The organism is Acetobacter okinawensis (assembly GCF_002153655.1).
Classification (GTDB): Bacteria; Pseudomonadota; Alphaproteobacteria; order Acetobacterales; family Acetobacteraceae; genus Acetobacter; species Acetobacter okinawensis_A.
Map to the genome: position 1 here is coordinate 90069 of NZ_JOPJ01000017.1, position 18758 is coordinate 108826.

Genomic DNA, 18758 nt, shown 5'->3' on the forward strand with positions numbered 1-18758 from the left:
GATACGGCAGATTTTTTTGCAGCCAGAGCGCGGGGCAGATGCGCCCCACTGCCCTTAGTGTGCGGAATCCGCCACCGGGCTGTCGAGCGTATAAAGGCTGATCGCCATGGCATGGCCGTTGGAATAGTTCAGCCCGGCGACCGTGCCACGGCTGCGCGCCTTTGACGCATCCGCCCCCAATGCCTCCATGAATGCCTTACGCTCGCGCACATCCACCAGAGCGGCTGTGCAGGCCGGGTGTTCGCGCATGGCTTGGGCCGCCTGTGCCACACCTTGCAGCACCACCTTGCCCCCGATCAGGAACACCAGACTAGGCTCGGAAAAAGAGACGGAATACACCTGTGTCTGTGCGCAGGGCTTGTGTGCCTGCACCAGTTCCACCAGCCGGGGTGCGAGCCATATGCTCTGCAAACGCGGCACCACAACCGTAAACAGCCCCACATATAACAATGCCGCCGCAACAGCGCTGCTCAGGGCGGCGTAACACAGCTCCGCCCGCCATATCTGCCACATGGCAAGGCCAACCAGCGGCAGCACACCGCCCGCCAGCACCACGGCAGGAATACTGAACTGGTGCTCCAGCCGCCACAACAGCACCGGCCCCGCAACCGCCAGCGCACAGCCTACAAGACCCCACAGCATGGCATACACACCCAGCAGCACCCGCCCCCAGCGCACCCGGGGGCCATTGCGCCACAACACCCCACTCTGCGCGAGCAGACCTGCGGTGAGCATGGCTATGGCCGGGTAGGTCGGCAGCACGTAATGGGGCAGCTTGGTGGCAATGCTTTCAAACACCACCCAGTGCGGCACAATCCAGCACAGCAGGTAGCGCACCGGCAGGGTGCGCCGCTCGCGCCAGACCTGTGGCAGCACGCTGGCGGCAAAGTAAGAGCCGGGCCAGAAGGCCAGCACAAACACCACCAGATGGTAGCCCGGCGGCAGGCCGTGCGCCTCCTGCCCGGATGCCACCTTGCCCAGAAAATTCACCCCCACCGAGCGACGAAAAAACTCCCCGTGGCTGACCACCCCAATGACAATGCACCACGGCAGCACCACAGCGGCCGCCACCAGCCAGCCCCAGGACGGGCGCAGCCTGCGCCACAGGTCAAGGTTGCGCTCCACCCAGCCCAACACCAACGGCGTGGCGAGGGAGGGGATGAGCACCACCGGGCCTTTGAGCATAAGCCCGCAACCCACAGCCCCCCAGAACAGGAGCGCCGTGCTGGCAGGCGTTACCCGCCCCGCCTCGCGGTCAGTCAGCGCCCGTACGAGGGCAAACTGGGCTACCAGCACGCTCAGCAGCAGGCACGAATCTATGGTGGCCATACGGCTTTCCGCCGCCACCAGCACCGAGGCCATCAGCAGCACCGCTGCCCCAACCCCCGCCATGGGGCCAAACAGGCTGGCCCCCATAACGGCTGTCAGCACAACGGCCGCTGTCATGGCCAGCAGGGAGGGAATGCGGTACGGCCACACGGTGCGGGCATGCTCCATGCCCACGGCCTTAACGGCCAGAGACTCCAGCCAGTAAATACCCGCAGGCTGAAGGTAGCGCGGCTTGTCCTGAAAACGCACGTCTATGTAATTATGCGTCTCCAGCATCTGGGCCGATGCTTCCATATAACGCGGTTCGTCCCGGTCAAACGGGGGGGTGCTCATACGGCCGGGCAGGAACAGCACAAAAGCCGCCAGAGCAATCAGCAGCAGCACACGCCATGGCAGCGTGCGGGTGCCGCGACTGGTCCCTAGCATTCATCAACCGTTCTGGGCAGGCGGGTGCGGTTGCGCAGCCACATGACCCCCAGCAGGTCCCGCACCCCAACCACGGCGCGGTTAAAGTTGGTGTATTTGGACTGCCCATGCAGCCGCGCACGGTGCGAAACCGGGTGGCACAGCAAGGGCACGCCATAAGAGGCAAACAGGGCGGGCAGGAACCGGTGCAGCCCCTCAAACTGCGGCAGGCGCAAAAAATCCTCACGCCGGAAAATCTTGATCGGAGCACCCGTATCCGGGCAGTGGTCCTGCAGGAGCCGCTGGCGCAGGCCATTGGCAAAGCGCGTGGCAAAACGGCGCGACCAGCCATCCTTGCGTCTGGCGCGCACCCCAACCACCAGCGGGGGCGTACCGTTGGCCGAGCGCGCCAGTGCAAGCAGGCCAACCAGCTCACGCGGGTCATCCTGCCCATCACCATCTATGGTGGCGACCCACTGGCCTCTGGCGGCTGTAATGCCGGTCCGCAGTCCTGCGGATTTACCCAGGCACCGATCATGGGAGAGAATACGCAGGTTGGGCAGGCAGTCCTGCCTAAGCTGGCGCAGCACGGCCACCGTGTTGTCCCGGCTACCATCATTGACAAACACCACCTCGGAGGGAGGGAGGCTTGCGCAGGCTTCTGCCAGTTCGCGGCAGACCTGTGGCAGGTTATCCTGCTCGTCCAGAACAGCAATAACGATGCTCAGCACGGGCTGAACATCGTTTGCCTGCGACACAGAGGTTTGCACCGTGTGTGTCATACATATGATCCCTGAAGGGAGATGAGACTAGGCTGCCTGACGGGAGAAAGCGGCAGGCAGGTCAACCAGAGCCTGATCAACCAGAGCAGAGGCTTTTTGTGCATCAATGGTCTGGGGGATAATGCTGTGCGCAGCGTTAACAGCCACATCAATGGCAAGCTGGCGCACTTCCTTGACCGCAGCGCGCTCAACAGCGGCAATCCGGTCACGCGCCATCTGCTCGTGGCGGCGCACGGCGGCCTCTGCTTCGGCACGGGCCTGTTTGGCCATCTCATCCGCCTTGACGCGGGACTGCTCGATAAGGGACTTGGCTTCCGCCAGAGCCTGTTCGCGCTCACGCGTTGCGTCCTCGAGCATCTGCTCGGCTTCGCGGCGCAGGCGGGCTGCCTCGTCCAGTTCCTCACGGATCAGGTTGGCGCGGTTGTCCAGCAGGGTCGCAATAGGCGCCCACAGCTTTTTACCTGCCAGCACAAAGAACAGGACAAACGAGACAGCGACCCAAAAACCCGCCACATGAAAAATGTCAGTCATGACCAAAATTCCCCTGAGAACGGATCAGATAATGCTGCGGTGCGCTGATGCGCTTTCAACATTCCGGGCAACAAGCTGGGCGTCTGGCACAACACCCGTCAGCCGCTGGACCAGCGCCTGCGTGGTATCGGCCGCAATTTCTTTAAGCGCGCTCAAGGCCCGCGCTTTTTCTGCCGCAACGTTCTTTTCGGCATCCGCAATTTCGGAAGCCAGACGTGCGTTAATTTCCTGCATCTGCTGGTCAGCCGCACGATGTTCCTCGTCCAGAACCTTCTGAAGATGCGCCTGGGCTTCTGCCATGGCATCTTTGCGGGCCTGCTGGAGTTCGGCTACGGCCTTGTCAGCATCCTGTTTAGCGGACCGGGCGACCTCAAGGTCACCTGTAATACGCTGGCTACGGTCATGCAGAACGCGGGCAACACCCGGCAGCATAGCCTTGCTGAGAACAAGATAGAAGACGAAGAAAATAATTGCCCCCCACATGACCTGACCGGTCACCAGCGGGTTGGCAAAGTCAAGCTGAGGCATTCCCGTGGCGTATGCACCAGGTGCCGAAACGGCCAGCAAAGAAACGCCGCAGACCGTTGCAAGCAGTCCGGCACGAACTGTCTTCGTAATCACACCCACAGGAATGTCTCCTCTTGTTTTTCCCGATCTCAGACGAAGAGGATCAGGAATGCGATCAGCAGCGCGAACAGGGCGATAGCTTCTGTCAGTGCGAAGCCGAGCATGCCCAGACCGAACACGTGCGGGCGAGCCGCCGGGTTACGGGCAATGCTGCTGACCAGCGTGGAGAAGATGTTGCCGAGGCCGATACCAACGCCGGCGAGGGCGATAACGGCGATACCTGCACCGATTTCCCGGGCTGCAGCGATGTCCATATCAGTCACTTCCTTGTTTCAAGACAGTTTCAAACGAAACGGGCAAAGCAGCTCAGTGAGCCACGGCCTCCCGCAGGTAGATGCACGTCAGGATGGCAAACACATAGGCCTGCAATACCCCAACAAGCAACTCAAGAGCCATAAGCGCCACGTTAATGGCGATGGGCCCGATCGCAAACACGTCACCCACCACGCCAAAACCGGCGAGCATGATAACGAAGCTTGCGAAAATATCGAACATGACGTGCCCGGCCACCATGTTGGCGAACAGTCGGATAGACAGGCTCACGGGGCGGGAGAGGAACGAGAGAATCTCGATCGGGATCAGCAGCGGCGCCAGAAAGGGGCTGGCGCCATCTGGCATGAAGTGTGCGAAAAACCGCAGACCCTGCACCTTGAGCGAGACCACAACCGTCAGCAGGAACACCATGAACGCCATGGCGAAGGTGACAGCAATATGGCTGGTGAAAGTGAAGGAGAACGGCAGAAGCCCGATGTAGTTCCCCGCCAGAATGAAGAAGAACAGGGTGAAAATGAACGGGAAGAAGGCTGCACCTTCCGGCCCGATCGTATCCACGGCCATGTTGTGAATGAATTCGTAGCAGACCTCGGCTGCGGCCTGAAGCCGACCGGGCACAACCGCTGCGGGGCGCATGCCAAAGTACAGGAACGCAAGAACAAGGCAGACAGCCGCGATCATGTACAGCGGTGACTGGCTGAAGCGCAGAGCCTCGCCCAGCCCGCCAAGAACGGGGTGGAGCTCAAACTGTTCAAGTACGTTAATGCTGGAACCGCCCGCCACAACCGCTCTCCTAGACCTGCCCGAATCGCGTGTCGGGCCTCAGCTTCTTACTTTACGTCCATCGTCCTGACCAGACGCCAAACATTCAGCATTCCGGCGCTACCACCCAAAAGTGCAAAGATGACAAGGAATAACGCCCGTGTATGGAGCCAGTGATCCAGCCCCCACCCGATGGCAACTCCCACAATCAGCCCCGCGAGCATTTCTGTCCCGGCTCTGAACGCTATCGCCGCGAGCGACCTGTCGGCCTCCACACTGGCGTCTAGCGGTGGTTTTTCCTCCTTGACCAGACCGTAGCGGCGCTCTGCCGACTGCAATCTGGCGTTAAAGGAATCGTCTTTTCCCTCGCCCATACTTCGCACCTCCACAGGGGGTGCAGGCGCTTGCTAACGGGGCTACCATATCCTGTCAAGAAACCTTAGCAGGCTTGTGGTCCAAAATATTGCCCCGCGGCATATGCGCCACCCCGCCAGTTACTCCGTTGCGGGCAGGCCAACCAGCCCGCGCGCGTAGTCTACAGCCGAAAAAGGCCGCAGATCTTCTACCTGTTCGCCCACGCCCACAGCATGCACCGGCAGGCCGAACCCATCGGCCAGCGCCACCACAATGCCGCCACGGGCCGAGCCGTCCAGTTTGGTCACCACCAGCCCGCTCACATTCACAAGTTCGCGAAAAACACGGACCTGCTCCACCGCGTTCTGCCCCGTAGTCGCATCCAGCACCAGCAGGACCGAGTGTGGCGCGCTCTCGTCAAACTTGCGCATGACGCGAATAATTTTTGCCAGCTCCTCCATCAGGGCCGACTTGTTGTGCAGCCGCCCTGCGGTATCCACAAACAGCAGATCGGCCCCTTCGGCCTTGCCGCGCTTGAGCGCTTCGTACGCAAGGCCCGCGGCATCTGCCCCCGGTGGGCCTGCAATAACCGGGCAGCCCGTGCGCTCGCCCCATATCTGGAGCTGCTCCACGGCGGCGGCGCGGAACGTATCCCCCGCCACCATCATGACCTTGCTGCCCTGTGCGGAAAAAAAGCGGGCCATCTTGCCAATGGTCGTGGTCTTGCCCACACCGTTGACCCCCACCACCAGCACCACATGCGGGCTGTGCGTGGGGTCGGGCGCAAATGGTACGGCAACCGGCTCCAGAATACTGGCAATTTCCTCCGCCAAAGCCTGCCGGATCTCCTCATCCGTGACCTCGGTGCCAAAGCGGGAGGAGCGGAAGGACTCGATCACCTTCTGGGCCACACCGGGGCCTAGGTCTGCGGTAATCAGCAGGTCTTCCAGCTCTTCGAGCGCCTCGTCATCGAGCTTGCGGCGGGTGAAAATACCCGTCAGCCCCCCACCCAGCTTCTGGGTGGAGCGCGACAGCCCCTCCTTGAGACGGGAGAAAAAACCAAGCGCCATTCTAGATCCTTTCCGCCACCAGACCGCCCTCTTCCACCGCGACCGGCAGGAGGGAGAGAATTTCCCCCACCGCAGCCTCGGCGCCACTCAGGCGGACTGGTGCAAACTGCTCGCTATGTCCTGTTGTGGGGGTTTCCATCAGCACGCGCTGGGGCTGGCCCAGCAGGCTTGCGTAATAGCGCGCGGCAGATGCGGCCCCCACTGCCCGCAGGCTGGCTGCACGCGCCTTGCGCTCGGGCACAGGCACCGCACGCATACGGGCCGCCGGCGTGCCCTCCCGCTCGCTGTAAGGGAAGACATGCAGGTAGGGCAGCCCCATATCCGCCAGAAAGCTGCGCGTCTGCTCGAACAGGGCGTCATCTTCCGTGGGGAAGCCCGCAATAATATCCGCGCCAATGCCAATATCGGGGCGCAGGCTGCGCGCGCGCGCCACAACATGGGCCGCGTCCTCCACAAGGTGGCGGCGCTTCATGCGTTTGAGAATAAGGTCCGACCCCGCCTGCAAGGACAGATGCAGATAGGGCATGAACCGGGGCTCGGCCTCCAGCAGTTGCCAGATGTCCTCGTCTATTTCCACCGGATCGACCGAGGACAGGCGCAAACGCTCCAGCTCAGGCACCAGCCGCAGCACGCGGCGGCACAACTGACCCAGCACAGGCTTACCCGGCAGGTCTGCGCCCCATGATGTCATGTCCACGCCGGTCAGCACCACCTCGCGGTAGCCAGCCCCCACCAGTGCGCGCACCTGCTCCACCACCGCCCCCACCGGCACGGAGCGCGAAGGCCCGCGCCCGAAGGGGATGATGCAGAAGGTGCAGCGGTGGTCACACCCCTGCTGCACCTGCACAAACGCACGGGTGCGGCCTGCAAAATCGGTAACCAGATGGGCTGCGGTCTCCCTTGCCGCCATAATGTCGGACACAGCCAGCGGCTGGGCCAGAGCGGCGGGGGACCAGCTCTCGGCCTTCAGTTTTTCCTCATTCCCCAACACGCGGGTCACACCGGGCAGGGACGACCAGTTTTCCGGGTGGATCTGGGCGGCACAGCCGGTCACCACAATGCGGGCATCGGGGTTTTCGCGGTGTGCGCGGCGGATGGCCTGCCGCGCCTGCCGCTCCGCCTCGCCCGTAACCGCGCAGGTGTTGACGATAATCACGTTGCCAAGGCCCTGCGCGTGGTCACGCATGACCTCGCTCTCCCACGTGTTCAGGCGGCAGCCGAAGGTCAGGATTTCTGGCCGGGTGGTCATGATGGATAGGCGGCCAGATCGACCGTCCCTTCAAACGCCATGGTGGCGGAGCCGGTCATGAGCACATGGTTGGTCTGCTCCGACCATGTAATGTGCAGGGTGCCGCCATCCAGTTCCACCGTGCAGGTGCGCGCAGCAAGCCCGCGCCGCACGGCATTGACCACGGCGGCACAGGCACCGGAGCCACAGGCCTCGGTCACGCCTGCGCCACGCTCATGCACCTTCAGGCGCATGTGCTCTGGCGTATCCATACGGGCAAAGCCGATGTTGGCACGCTGGGGAAAAAGCGGGTCATGCTCCAGCGCATGCCCCTGCGCCAGCATGGCAAAATCGGACACAAAGAACGTGGCATGCGGATTACCCATGGAGGCCGCAGCCGGGTCCCCCGGCAGGGGCAGGTGCAGGGTGTCCACGGCGCGGGCCAGCGGCACGTCCTCCCACCCGGTGCGGGGTGCCCCCATGTCCACCGTTACCAGCCCGTCGGGTGTGCGGTGGGTGGGCAGCAGGCCCGCAAGGGTTTGCAGCACGGGAGTTGCGTTACCACTGAGCCGCCACACAAGGTCGGCCACGCAGCGCGAGGCATTGCCGCAGGCCCCGGCCTCCGACCCGTCGGGGTTGAAAAAGCGGACAAACACGTCCGCCCCCTCCGCAGCAGGCGCGCGCAGGGTGACAAGCTGGTCACAGCCAATACCCCGGCGGCGGTGCGCAAGGGCTGCAATACGGGCCGGGGTGAGCGAGAGGTCACCCGTCCGCTCGTCCAGGATGACAAAGTCATTCCCCAGACCGTGCATTTTGTAAAAAGAGGTCAGCATTGCGCGCCTTATATGCCAATTCGGACCGGGATGCCATGCCCCACCCACACGCCTGAGCGCACGGCAGGCCCTTATGCCAATACCATGGCGGGCCTGCCCCTGTCCCGGCCCATATGGGCGGGCAGGTCAGATAAAGCGGCCGGGTGCGCCGCGTTGCAGCACTTCAATCTTATACCCATCCGGGTCGGTCAGGAAGAAAAACTGCCCGACCACCGTGCCGTTGTGCTGCAGGGTCTTAACATCCGTCACCGTATACCCCAGCGCACTGATCCGCGCATGCTCGGCCTGCACATCCTCCACCGAAACCGCAAGATGGCCGTAGCCATCCCCCAGCGCATAGGGTTGGGTCCGCCCGTGGTTGATGGTCAGCTCCAGCTCAAAGCTCTGCTCGGCATTGGCCAGATAAAGCAGTGTAAAACTATCAAACTCAAACCGCCCCACAGGAGCAAGTCCCAGCGTATTGGCATAAAACGCAGTGGACCTGTGCTCATCCAGTACGCGCAACATGCTGTGGATCATTCTGGCCATGCTAGACTTCCTTTTCCCCGATGCTCAGTTTTTTCAAACTCTATTGCGCCTTCTTTAGCGCCAGCCGCGTTTGTTCTGAAATTATTTTTTAAACAGACGGCTCTTTACTAAGGGGAGACAAAAATGGTTCAGATCAGAGCAGGTTCCCGCGTAACACTTGCCAGAAAATGAAGAGAGCATGCGCATCTTTCAGTCCCTGCACGCCTCTTGGGCGCATTGCATGAAAAAACGCCTGTGTATGGGCACGGTGCTGGCCTCCGGCCCGCTGCTGCTCTGCCTTGGCGCACCCGCCATGGCAGCGGGGGACGATGCATCGCTCGATGCGCTGGAACAGCAGATCTCGCGCATTCAGTCCGAACAGCGCGCGCTGCAAAAAGCCCTTGTCAGTGTGCAAAAGCAGATTGCCGCCCACCGCACCGTGGCCCACGCAGGCAATGCGGCCGCACACCACGGCATGGCGGCCCACCAGCTTGCCAGCGTGGACGCCGCCGACCACGAGGCAGGGATTGCCGTAGCCTCCACCGAGCATGAGGAAGAACCCGCCCCCCACCACCTTGGCGCTAACGGGCACTTCCATGCCAGCGGGCCGGACGCCCAGCCCGTGTTTGGTGGGGCGGAAGACACCCCGACTGTGGAATCCGTAGTGGGCCACCGCGCAGAAGACATTATCTCCCGCGTGGCGGAAAACGGCGTTGGCCCCCACTCGCGCGAAACAGCGGGCGCGCAGGCCGCCGGTGCGCTGGGCGACCACGGGGTGTTCCACCTTGGCCCCGTCACCCTTATTCTGGGTGGGTTCATTGACGCATCAGCGGTGGAGAGCAACCGCCACACCGCCAGCGGCACCTTCAACTTCTGGCAGGCGACCCCGTTCAAGAACGAACCGCGCTACCACACCGACAATTTTGACGGCAGCGCGCGCTACAGCCGCCTCTCGCTCATGGCGCGCGGGAATGTGGACAAATACTCCACCATCTCCGGCGTGTTTGAAATGGACTTTGGCGCAGGGGCCGCCACCACCGATGCGTATGAGAGCAACAGCTACGCTTTTCGTATGCGGCAGGCCTATCTTGCGTATGACAACAGCAAGGAGAACTTCCACTTCCTTGCCGGTCAGGCGTGGAGCATGCTTACCCCCGGACGTGTAGGGATTATCCCCCGACAGGAAAGCCTGCCCGAAACCATAGAATCCTCCATGCTGGTCGGGCAGACATGGGCGCGGCAGTTGCAGTTCCGCTTTGTAAAAGACTTCCTCAACCACCGCCTGTGGACCGGCCTGTCGATTGAAAACTCGGCAACGCTGTACAGCACAAACGGGTTTGCCGCTGGCTCCACGGACGGGCAGGTCATTATGCCCGGCGGGCAGACGGTCACCGTTGGCTCCGCTGGTACGGGCCTGACCAACAACGCCCTCTTCCCCAACGAGATCGCCCCCGATGTGATTGGCAAGATCGCATGGGACCCGCACTGGGGCCATTACGAGGTGGAGGGTATTCTCCACTTCCCGCATGACCGCGTGTCCACCCTTGGGGCAGGCAAAAACCACACCGCCGTGGGTGGCGGGGGTGGCGGGTCCATGATTCTGCCGGTAGTCCCGCACAAGGTGGAAGTCCGGCTGGCGGGCCTTGCGGGCTACGGTATTGGCCGCTACGGCTCCGTGCTGCTGCCCGATGCAACACTCAAGTCCAACGGTGCGCCCTCCCCGCTGTTTTCCATGCAGGGAACGGCAGGAATTATCGCCCACCCCAACCCGCTCATTGACGTGTATGGCTATTTTGGCTACCAACAGGCCGGTCGCAGCTACTTCTCTGAAGGTGGCACCCCCTATGGTTATGGCAATCCTGGCTATAACAGCGCCGGGTGCTATACCGAATTGGGCAGTTGTGACGCTGGCAGTAACATCCATAGTGTTATGGAAGCCACAGTCGGAGCGTGGTATCGTTTCCTTAAAGGTCGTTACGGCACGGTAGAAGGTGGTGTGCAGCTTGCCTACTCGCGTATTCATGCGTGGGAGGGCAACGGCGGCGCGCCAGACACCAGCCTGAGCGAAGTCTTTATGGATTTCCGTTACCTACCCTTCCAGTAAGGATGTCTTTTACAGGTTGCCGGGGTGCAGCGGGTCCGCAGCACACAGCCCCGACACAAGAGAGAGGTCTTTCCGGACAGGACGCTTTATTCCCCTCTCTCTTGCCTGCATTGTCTGGACCTCATTTATATGCCTTTTCAAAATGCTCCCGCCCCGCTCGCTCAGGCTCTGGCCGCGCGCGGGTTTGAAGCCCCGACCTCCGTTCAGGCCGCCATTCTGGCCGATGACGCAAAAGGCCGCGACCTGCTTGTTTCCGCCCGCACGGGTTCGGGCAAAACGGTAGCCTTCGGCCTTTCCCTTGCTGACACGCTGCTCAACGGCGCAGACCGCTGCGGCCCCTCCGGCGCACCGCTCGCACTGGTCATTGCCCCCACGCGTGAACTCGCCCTACAGGTCCGCAGCGAACTGGAATGGCTGTACGCCAAGACCGGCGCACGCATTGTCTCCTGCGTTGGCGGCATGGAACCCCGGACGGAAGCCCGCCACCTGTCTGCTGGCTGCCACATTGTTGTCGGCACCCCCGGCCGCCTGTGCGACCACCTCAAGCGCGGCAACCTCGACCTGTCGCAGCTCAAGGCCGCCGTGCTGGACGAAGCGGACGAAATGCTCGACCTCGGGTTCCGTGACGAGCTGGAAACCCTGCTGGACGCCACCCCCAAGGACCGCCGCACGCTGCTGTTCTCCGCCACCATTGCGCGTGAGATCGCAGGCCTTGCCAAGCGCTACCAGCATGACGCCCTGCGCGTGGATACGGTTGGCCCCAACGCCGCCCATACCGACATCACCTACCGTGGCGTGCTGGTGGACCAGGGCGATATGGCCCGCGCCGTCGTCAACGTGCTGCGTCTGGTCGAATCCCCCTCCGCCATTGTGTTCTGCCACACGCGTGAGGCTGTGCGTCAGCTCCAGAGCATCCTGACCGAACGTGGCTTTGCCTCTGTCGCCATTTCGGGCGATCTGGGGCAGAACGAGCGCACCCGCGCCATTGAGAGCCTGCGCCACGGGCAGGCCCGTGTGTGCGTGGCCACCGACGTGGCCGCACGCGGGATTGATATTCCCGACCTTGGGCTGGTTATCCACGCAAGCCTACCGTCCAACCCCGCTACCCTGCTGCACCGCTCGGGCCGTACGGGCCGCGCGGGCAAAAAGGGTACCTGCGTCCTGCTGGTCCCGCCCTCACGCCGTCGTCTGGCCGAGCGCCTGTTGCAGGCTGCCAAGGTCACGGCAGAATGGAGTGGTGCTCCCACACCACAGGCCATTGCCGAGGCCGATGCAGAGCGTCTGCTGGGTGCGCACTTCCTCTCGCTCCCCCCATCAGAGAACGAGAACATTCAGGCGCTGACCGCCCGCCTTGTGGCCGAGCACACACCCGAGCAGCTTGCAACCGCCCTTGTGGGCATGTGGCGCAAAAGCCTGCCCGAACCCGCACAGCTGCGCGTGATTACACCAGACGCCACCCGCACCCGTGGCCCACGCGACGAAAACGCCCCCCCGCGCGAGCCGCGTGAACGCGCACCGGAGATGAACGGGAGCTGGTTCCGCCTGTCCGTTGGCCGGGCAGACCGGGCAGACCCCAAATGGCTGGTGCCCGTGCTGTGCCGCCTTGGAGGCATTAAAAAGCAGGACATCGGGGCAATCCGCATTGTGAATGACCATACGCTGGTGGAAATTGCACAGGACAAGGCTGAACGCTTTGCCGCCTGCGCCGCTGCCGCCGATGCGGATGAAATGACCGTGGAACCCGCAGCAGCCCCCCGCAAAGGCCCGCCCGGCGCAGGTGGCGGTGGCCGCCCCTTTGGCGAACGCCGTGGCCCGCCCAAAGGCCGCGCCAATTTTGACCGCAAAGGCCCGCCTGCAGGCAAGACCGGCGCATCCTCACGCAAGCGCAAGTAACACGCCCCCCACCCGTCAGGGGTGGGGATACAAAAAAGGCTGCTCCCGGTAAGGGGGCAGCCTTTTTTTATGCTCCGGGCCTAAACCCGCAGCCTTACCCGACCTTACAGGGAGGGCAAGGACGGAATGGACGGCAGGGTCGTTGCTTTTTTCACGCGGTCCTGCACATTTTTTTCAGCATTGTTCACGCTGTTGCCTGCGTTGGTCAGCTTGTCACGCTGCGCCAGAATTTTCTGGCGTTCAGCCGTGCTCGCGTTGTTCCAGCGTTCCTTTACGGTTTTTTCCGCATTGTTCAGCTTTTCTGTCGCGTTTGCACCCGTGCTGGTCAGCGCGCCCCCTTTGGCGAGCAGTTTTTCACGCTCGGCTTCGGTCGCATTGTTCCAGCGCTGTTTGGCCTGATCGCGCACGCCATTCACCAGCTGGTTGCCCGAGTTCTTGGCGGAATCCTTGGCAGAACTCACCTGATTGGAGACATCCTGCTGGATGCACCCGCTCAGCGACAGGCACGGATCGGCATGCGCTACAGACGCGGCACCCGCAAAGGCAACCAGAGGCAGGCCCAGAAGCGCAATTTTCCGAATAGAGAACATCAATATTCCTTTCCTGTGTTCCACGCCCTCACAGCGCGAACATGCGGTTATGTGTAAGACATGCGATTGAGGCAAAAAATAGTCCACCCCACCCTTGCAGGAACACGTTTGCACACGCAGCATGGCTACAGACCGCAAGCCCACAAAGGAAGACCCAAATCTTGACCACACACCCAAGACCCCACCACCGCACCCCCATACGCGCTGGCCTGTGGGCCGGTCTGCCCCTTTGCGTGGCTTTGTGCCTGTCCACCTCCGCCCTTGCCGCCCCCCCAACCACACCCGCCAAAACCGAAGCCGCACAGGCCAGCCAGACGCCCGATGGCACGGACACGTTCCACGATGCCGCCGCCCTGCTGCCCAAGGATTCCATCACCCACCACAACGGCACCTTTGGTGGGCAAAAAATGACCTACACCGCAACCGCAGGCACGCTGACCCTGCGTGATGATGCGGGCAAGCCCACGGCGCGCATGTTCTACACCGCCTACACGCGGGACGGGGCGGACCCTGCGCACAGGCCGGTCGTCTATTTTTTTAACGGGGGACCGGGGGCTGCCACCGCCTATCTGCACCTTGGGGCGGCAGGGCCGGTCATGCTCGACTTCCCCACCGGTAACCCTGCCGATGGGGCCAATGCCCAGATCAAACCCAACCCCGAAAGCTGGCTGGGTGCGGCTGATCTAGTCTTTTTGGATGCACCGGGCACAGGCTGGTCAGTCCCCACCGACCCCAAACAGGCAGACAAGCAGTTTTATGGCGTACGTCAGGATGCCAAAACCTTTGCCAAGGCCATTCAGCTCTGGGCCAGCACCAACAAACGCCTGACCTCCCCCCGCTACCTTGCGGGGGAAAGCTATGGCGGCCTGCGCGCCATAGAGGTGGCCAACGCACTGGCCGAGGACCAGAACTTTCTGCTCAACGGCCTTGTCATGATCTCCCCGGCACTGGATATGACCCTGCTGGATACGGAAAATGACATTCTGGCCGAAGCCTTTGTCCTGCCCTCGCTTGAGGCCGCCAATCTGGCACTCCAGCACAAGCTCACCCCCGAGAACCTGAGCCAGCATCTGGACAAGGCCTACCAGTACGCCGTGGGGCCGTACCTGAGCACGCTGGCAGGCACACCCCCTACGGGCGATGCCGCAGATGATTTTTACGAGGCCGTAGCCACCCACACCGGCATTGAGCAGGACATTATTGCCAAACAGCGCGGCATGCCCCGACCCGAAGCACACGACATTCGCAGCCGCGATGGGCGACTGTACTCGCTGTATGATGCCACACTCTCCATTGCCGACCCCTTCCCCGAAGGGGTGGACAACGCCCAAAGCCCCGAACCCACGCTGGACGGGTTTGGCCACGCCTATGGCACCGCCTTTGAGCAGTATGCCGCAACCGAACTGCGCTACCAGACAGAGCTGAGCTACAACCTGCTCAACTACGCCATCAGTCAGGCATGGGACTACCGCGACACCAACGCCCCAATCGTGCGGCCCATCCCCACCCTACGCCGCCTGCTGGCCATTAACCCCACCTTGCGGGTGTTCATTGCCAACGGGGCGTATGACCTTGTGTGCCCCTATGCCTCATCCCGCTGGGTGGCGGAGCATATTCCCGTAGGGCATGGGCGGATTGGGCTGCATGTATACCCCGGCGGGCACATGCTCTACACCCGCCCGGACAGCCGCGCAGCCCTTGCGCGCGATGTCCGCACCTTTCTCGCCCCCTGAGCGCCACATGCGCCGCTCAGGCGGCGCGCCCCAAACGCAAAACGGGCGGGGGGACCAAAATCCCCCCGCCCGCCTGCCGAACGAAAAACCGAAGTCCGTACCGGATCAGCGCTTGCTGAACTGGAAGGAACGACGGGCTTTGGCGCGACCGTACTTTTTACGTTCAACCTGACGCGAATCGCGGGTCAGGAAGCCAGCAGCCTTAAGGATGCTGCGCAGTTCGGGTTCGTAGTGGGTCAGCGCACGGCTGATGCCGTGACGGACCGCACCAGCCTGACCGGACAGACCACCACCGGTTACGGTGCAGACCACGTCAAACTGGTTGTAACGGTCGGATACGAGGAAGGGCTGGCTGAGCAGCATGCGCAGCACGGGGCGTGCGAAATACTGAACAACCGGACGGCCGTTAACGGTGACTTCACCTTTACCCGGCTTGATCCATACGCGGGCCACGGCGTCCTTACGACGGCCAGTGGCGTAGGAGCGGCCCTGTGCGTCACGCTTTGCTTCGTAAACCGGAGCGGAATCGGCCAGAACCGGTGCAACGGTCTTCAGATCGGCCAGCGTGCCTGTGCGTTCCTGAGTTTCAGACATTGTCTCAGCCCTTCTGAGCGTTAACGACGTTCTTGCGGTTCATGCCCGCAACGTCAAGCACCTGGGGGGTCTGACCACCGTGGGGGTGTTCAGCGCCAGCATACACATGCAGGTTGCGCATCTGCTCACGCTGGAGCGGACCACGCGTAATCATGCGTTCAACGGCTTTTTCAACCAGGTGGCCGGGGTGCTTGCCGGTCAGGCGCTGCGTGACCGTACGGGTCTTGATGCCGCCAGCATAGCCGGTGTGGTAGTGGAAAAGCTTCTGGCTCGCCTTGTTGCCGGTCAGCGCCACTTTTTCGGCGTTGATGACAACAACGTGGTCGCCGCAATCTACATGCGGGGTGAACTGAGGCTTGTGCTTGCCGCGCAGGCGCGTGGCGATGATGACGGCGAGACGACCAAGAGCGAGACCTTCGGCATCGATCAGGATCCAGTTCTTCGTCACCTCCGCGGGCTTCAGCGAGAGGGTGGTCTTCATGACACTGATTCCATATGAGAACAGTTACGTATTGATGGCGCCTTATGATGTGCGCGCATCCAACCGTCAAGTGCTTTTGCACTTAATGACCGTATTTTCAGGCAGTTTTCTCTAGGTAACATGTTACCGTGCCGCCGCTTGCCCGCCTCCCCCGCATGCACTAAAGCAGAAGATTGTGGTGCAAACAGCAGGATTTCCAACGCGTGAAGAAGAACGTTCTTGTCACGGTCTCGGGCATTGCCATTCTTGGCGGGATCGCATGGTTTGGCGCCCACCACGCGGAGCGTGTCATGGTGGATAAAGGGATCGAGCGGTTCAAGCAGGCGCTCGGGCCGGATGTCTCCTTTACCTATACGCGGGCAAAACCCGGCCTGCTGGGCCGCAGCGTGCGCTTTTACGGGCTGGTCTTCCGCCAGGGGCCGGAAACCATGACCGCAGACGAGGCGGAACTGAGCAAGCCTGACACGCAGGATTCCGATGTAACGCGGATCCACCACCTGAGCTTCCGCAACTTCCAGCTTGCCGACCCTGCGGGCAGCCTGCACCTTGCCACGGTCGAAATGGACGATCTGGCCCTGCCCACCCGCACGGAGGACCCCGCTGCCCCCACCATGCAGAGCCTGAGCATTGGCCACGTGCAGGCCACCGGGCTGCACGGGTTTGCCAGCGCCCTGCAATCGGACATTGCGGCCGATACCGCCGCCATGGACAATTTTGGCGCCAACGAGGCCTCACACCTTCAGGCCCGCAACGTGAGCCTCTCCACCGATGTAGCGCCGCCCCGGCATGTCCATGCCGACTCCATTGTAGTGGACGGCGTGGCACTGGCCGACCTTTATACAAGCCTGACCACGGGTGCGCCCTACAGCGCCCACATCAGCAGCACGACGCGTGACATTACCATTGACCGGCTGAGCATGGACGGCGCCACACCGCTCATGCGGGCCAAGCGTGTGCTCTCCCACGCCACCCACACCGATGCCACGGAGCAGGAAGTCTCCAGCATACAGGAGCTGGAGCTGCGGCCGGACGTGCCCAACATGGGCTGGCTGCCCTCGCTCGGGTATGACCATTTTGTGGGCAATGTGGTGCTCAATGACACCTACACCCCCAAAACCGGCACATTGCACGTGGAGACCCTGAGCATCGACTCCGCCAACATGGGGCGGCTGCACATTAACGGGGAGTTCACGCAGGCGGCCTCTGCCTCCATGCTCAATGGCAATAACGCGGATATGCAGGTCACCTCCATGACCATGACCTACATTGACCACGGTCTGGTACCCAGAGCGCTGGGGGCCATAGCCGCCGCCCGTGGCCTGCCGCCGCAGGCTTTTGTGGCCTTTGTCCAGTCCCAGTCCGCCACGGCGCAGAACCCCGCCTATGCCGGATTCTTCCGGTGGCTGGGCAATCCGGGCAAACAGACGCTGAGCATTGGCATAAAGCCCGACCAGCCCATGCCGCTCATGCAGGTGGTGGCCACACTGGGTAACCTTGCCTCCATGCCGGAACTGGCAAAGCAAATCGGGCTTTCAGTGCAGGCGCACTAAGTTTTTGCACCAGACACTCTGGCAGCAGGCAGGCACCATGCGTTCTTCCTCCACCAACGCACACCCTGTGCATGTTATTGGGGCTACGGGCCGGTCGGGGCAGGCTGTGTGCCGCGCACTGGCCATGCTGGGCACACCGGTCGTGCCCATTGCCCGCAACCCTGCCAAAGCCAAGGGCCTAAAAGACCTGCGTGTGGCGGACCTGAACGGCCCGGCAGCCCCCCTGCGTGCGGCACTGGCCGACGCCACGCGGATTGTCTGCACAGCCCATGCCCGCACCATTCCTGCCCTGCTGGCCGCAGCCCCCCCTACGGCGCGGCTTGTCTGCCTTGGCAGCACCCGCAAGTTTACCCGCTGGCCAGATGCCCACGGCAATGGTGTGCTGCTCGGGGAGCGGGCTCTGCTCGCCTCGGGGCGTTCTGGCGTTATTCTGCACCCCACCATGATTTATGGCGCACAGGGCGAAAACAACGTGCAGCGGCTGGCCGCCCTGCTGCGTTACCTCCCCTTTACACCCCTGCCCGGCGGTGGGCGCGCACTGGTCCAGCCGATCTGGCAGGGCGACGTCACCGCCAGTATTCTGGCAGCACTCAACCGTGCGTGGGACGGGCCGCACAGCATGGTTATTACCGGAGCCGATGCCGTACCTTACCGGCAGTTTATTGCCATGGTGGCGCAGGCGGCGGGGCTTGCGCCACGTCCGGCACTGCCCGTACCCGCAGCGCTGCTGATGCTGGCAGCCCGTGTGGCGGCACACATACCGGGCCTGCCCCGCATTGGCCCGGACGAAATACGCCGCCTGCTGGAAAACAAGAATTTTGATATTACCCCCATGCGCACAATGCTGGGGGTTGCGCCCATTGGGCTGGCAGAGGGGCTGCACCACACGTTTTTTGCCGCAGGCCAGCCCCCGCACAGCGCGTAAGCCCCGGCTGAGCGCACCATCGGCTGACGGCCACCACATCACCGCACCCGCGCCCCCGCAACCAATCACCGGGCTCATCACCAAGGTGCTCACGCAACCGGGCAGAAATGGCGCGGCCCCACGCACGGGCCAACAAAAAACGGGCACCCCGGCGCTGTTACGCCAGAATGCCCGCCTTATTCTTGCC

At 62.6% G+C, this 18758-nt stretch carries 19 protein-coding genes; 5 read left to right on the forward strand and 14 right to left on the reverse strand.

The window, feature by feature from the left end:
* Positions 1–54 precede the first annotated feature (54 nt).
* The 11 genes from HK26_RS08940 to HK26_RS08990 all read right to left on the reverse strand — a co-directional run bounded on the left by HK26_RS08940 (position 55) and on the right by HK26_RS08990 (position 8722).
* A complete protein-coding gene (locus HK26_RS08940; protein WP_086639463.1) occupies positions 55–1755 on the reverse strand; it encodes an ArnT family glycosyltransferase in 1701 nt (566 codons plus the stop codon).
* Entirely contained in the window at positions 1749–2516 is a 768-nt protein-coding gene (locus HK26_RS08945; RefSeq protein WP_086639464.1) for a glycosyltransferase family 2 protein, read from the reverse strand. Before HK26_RS08945 ends, HK26_RS08940 begins: the two co-directional genes overlap by 7 nt.
* 27 nt (positions 2517–2543) lie before the next feature.
* Positions 2544–3038: a F0F1 ATP synthase subunit B gene (atpF, locus tag HK26_RS08950; RefSeq protein WP_374188235.1), complete on the reverse strand. Its 495-nt coding sequence runs from the start codon at positions 3036–3038 to the stop codon at positions 2544–2546.
* 33 nt (positions 3039–3071) lie between these two features.
* Entirely contained in the window at positions 3072–3674 is a 603-nt protein-coding gene (locus tag HK26_RS08955; RefSeq protein ID WP_086639466.1) for a F0F1 ATP synthase subunit B family protein, read from the reverse strand.
* A gap of 29 nt (positions 3675–3703) precedes the next feature.
* A complete protein-coding gene (locus tag HK26_RS08960) occupies positions 3704–3928 on the reverse strand; it encodes an ATP synthase subunit C family protein (protein WP_025828682.1) in 225 nt (74 codons plus the stop codon).
* A 52-nt stretch (positions 3929–3980) separates the two neighbouring features.
* The gene (locus HK26_RS08965; protein WP_025828683.1) at positions 3981–4730 is read right to left on the reverse strand and encodes a F0F1 ATP synthase subunit A; all 750 of its coding nucleotides are present in this window, start codon (positions 4728–4730) and stop codon (positions 3981–3983) included.
* Positions 4731–4777: 47 nt separating this feature from the next.
* On the reverse strand, positions 4778–5083 hold the full coding sequence (locus HK26_RS08970) for an AtpZ/AtpI family protein (protein ID WP_025828685.1): 306 nt from the start codon (positions 5081–5083) through the stop codon (positions 4778–4780).
* A gap of 120 nt (positions 5084–5203) precedes the next feature.
* Positions 5204–6133: a signal recognition particle-docking protein FtsY gene (gene ftsY / locus HK26_RS08975; RefSeq protein ID WP_025828686.1), complete on the reverse strand. Its 930-nt coding sequence runs from the start codon at positions 6131–6133 to the stop codon at positions 5204–5206.
* Between the two features lies 1 nt (position 6134).
* A complete protein-coding gene (mtaB, locus tag HK26_RS08980) occupies positions 6135–7382 on the reverse strand; it encodes a tRNA (N(6)-L-threonylcarbamoyladenosine(37)-C(2))-methylthiotransferase MtaB (protein ID WP_086639467.1) in 1248 nt (415 codons plus the stop codon).
* Positions 7379–8194, reverse strand: a complete 816-nt coding sequence (dapF, locus tag HK26_RS08985) for a diaminopimelate epimerase (protein ID WP_086639468.1) — start codon at positions 8192–8194, stop codon at positions 7379–7381. The genes mtaB and dapF overlap by 4 nt, the downstream gene beginning before the upstream one ends.
* 126 nt (positions 8195–8320) lie before the next feature.
* Complete coding sequence (locus HK26_RS08990; protein WP_086639469.1) at positions 8321–8722, reverse strand: VOC family protein; 402 nt, start codon at positions 8720–8722, stop codon at positions 8321–8323.
* Between the two features lie 220 nt (positions 8723–8942).
* Here HK26_RS08990 and HK26_RS08995 point away from each other — a divergent pair, with 220 nt between their 5' ends.
* Together HK26_RS08995 and HK26_RS09000 are read left to right on the forward strand one after the other, a co-directional pair.
* Positions 8943–10805 (forward strand): hypothetical protein, encoded by a 1863-nt coding sequence (locus tag HK26_RS08995; RefSeq protein WP_257640945.1) that lies wholly within the window; start codon positions 8943–8945, stop codon positions 10803–10805.
* A gap of 129 nt (positions 10806–10934) precedes the next feature.
* A complete protein-coding gene (locus tag HK26_RS09000) occupies positions 10935–12698 on the forward strand; it encodes a DEAD/DEAH box helicase (RefSeq protein ID WP_086639470.1) in 1764 nt (587 codons plus the stop codon).
* 104 nt (positions 12699–12802) lie between these two features.
* On the opposite strand, the gene HK26_RS09005 is transcribed toward HK26_RS09000, so the two are convergent.
* The gene (locus HK26_RS09005) at positions 12803–13288 is read right to left on the reverse strand and encodes a hypothetical protein (RefSeq protein ID WP_086639471.1); all 486 of its coding nucleotides are present in this window, start codon (positions 13286–13288) and stop codon (positions 12803–12805) included.
* 197 nt (positions 13289–13485) lie between these two features.
* Here HK26_RS09005 and HK26_RS09010 point away from each other — a divergent pair, with 197 nt between their 5' ends.
* Positions 13486–15021, forward strand: coding sequence for a S10 family peptidase (locus HK26_RS09010; RefSeq protein ID WP_374188236.1), 1536 nt, complete (start codon positions 13486–13488; stop codon positions 15019–15021).
* Between the two features lie 105 nt (positions 15022–15126).
* On the opposite strand, the gene rpsI is transcribed toward HK26_RS09010, so the two are convergent.
* Complete coding sequence (gene rpsI, locus HK26_RS09015) at positions 15127–15615, reverse strand: 30S ribosomal protein S9 (protein ID WP_025828704.1); 489 nt, start codon at positions 15613–15615, stop codon at positions 15127–15129.
* Between the two features lie 4 nt (positions 15616–15619).
* Positions 15620–16096, reverse strand: a complete 477-nt coding sequence (rplM, locus tag HK26_RS09020) for a 50S ribosomal protein L13 (protein WP_025828702.1) — start codon at positions 16094–16096, stop codon at positions 15620–15622.
* A 203-nt stretch (positions 16097–16299) separates the two neighbouring features.
* Between rplM and HK26_RS09025 the strand changes: the two genes are divergently transcribed.
* Together HK26_RS09025 and HK26_RS09030 are read left to right on the forward strand one after the other, a co-directional pair.
* Complete coding sequence (locus HK26_RS09025) at positions 16300–17646, forward strand: hypothetical protein (protein WP_086639473.1); 1347 nt, start codon at positions 16300–16302, stop codon at positions 17644–17646.
* Positions 17647–17683: 37 nt separating this feature from the next.
* Positions 17684–18571 (forward strand): SDR family oxidoreductase, encoded by an 888-nt coding sequence (locus tag HK26_RS09030; RefSeq protein WP_086639537.1) that lies wholly within the window; start codon positions 17684–17686, stop codon positions 18569–18571.
* Positions 18572–18758: the final 187 nt, after the last annotated feature.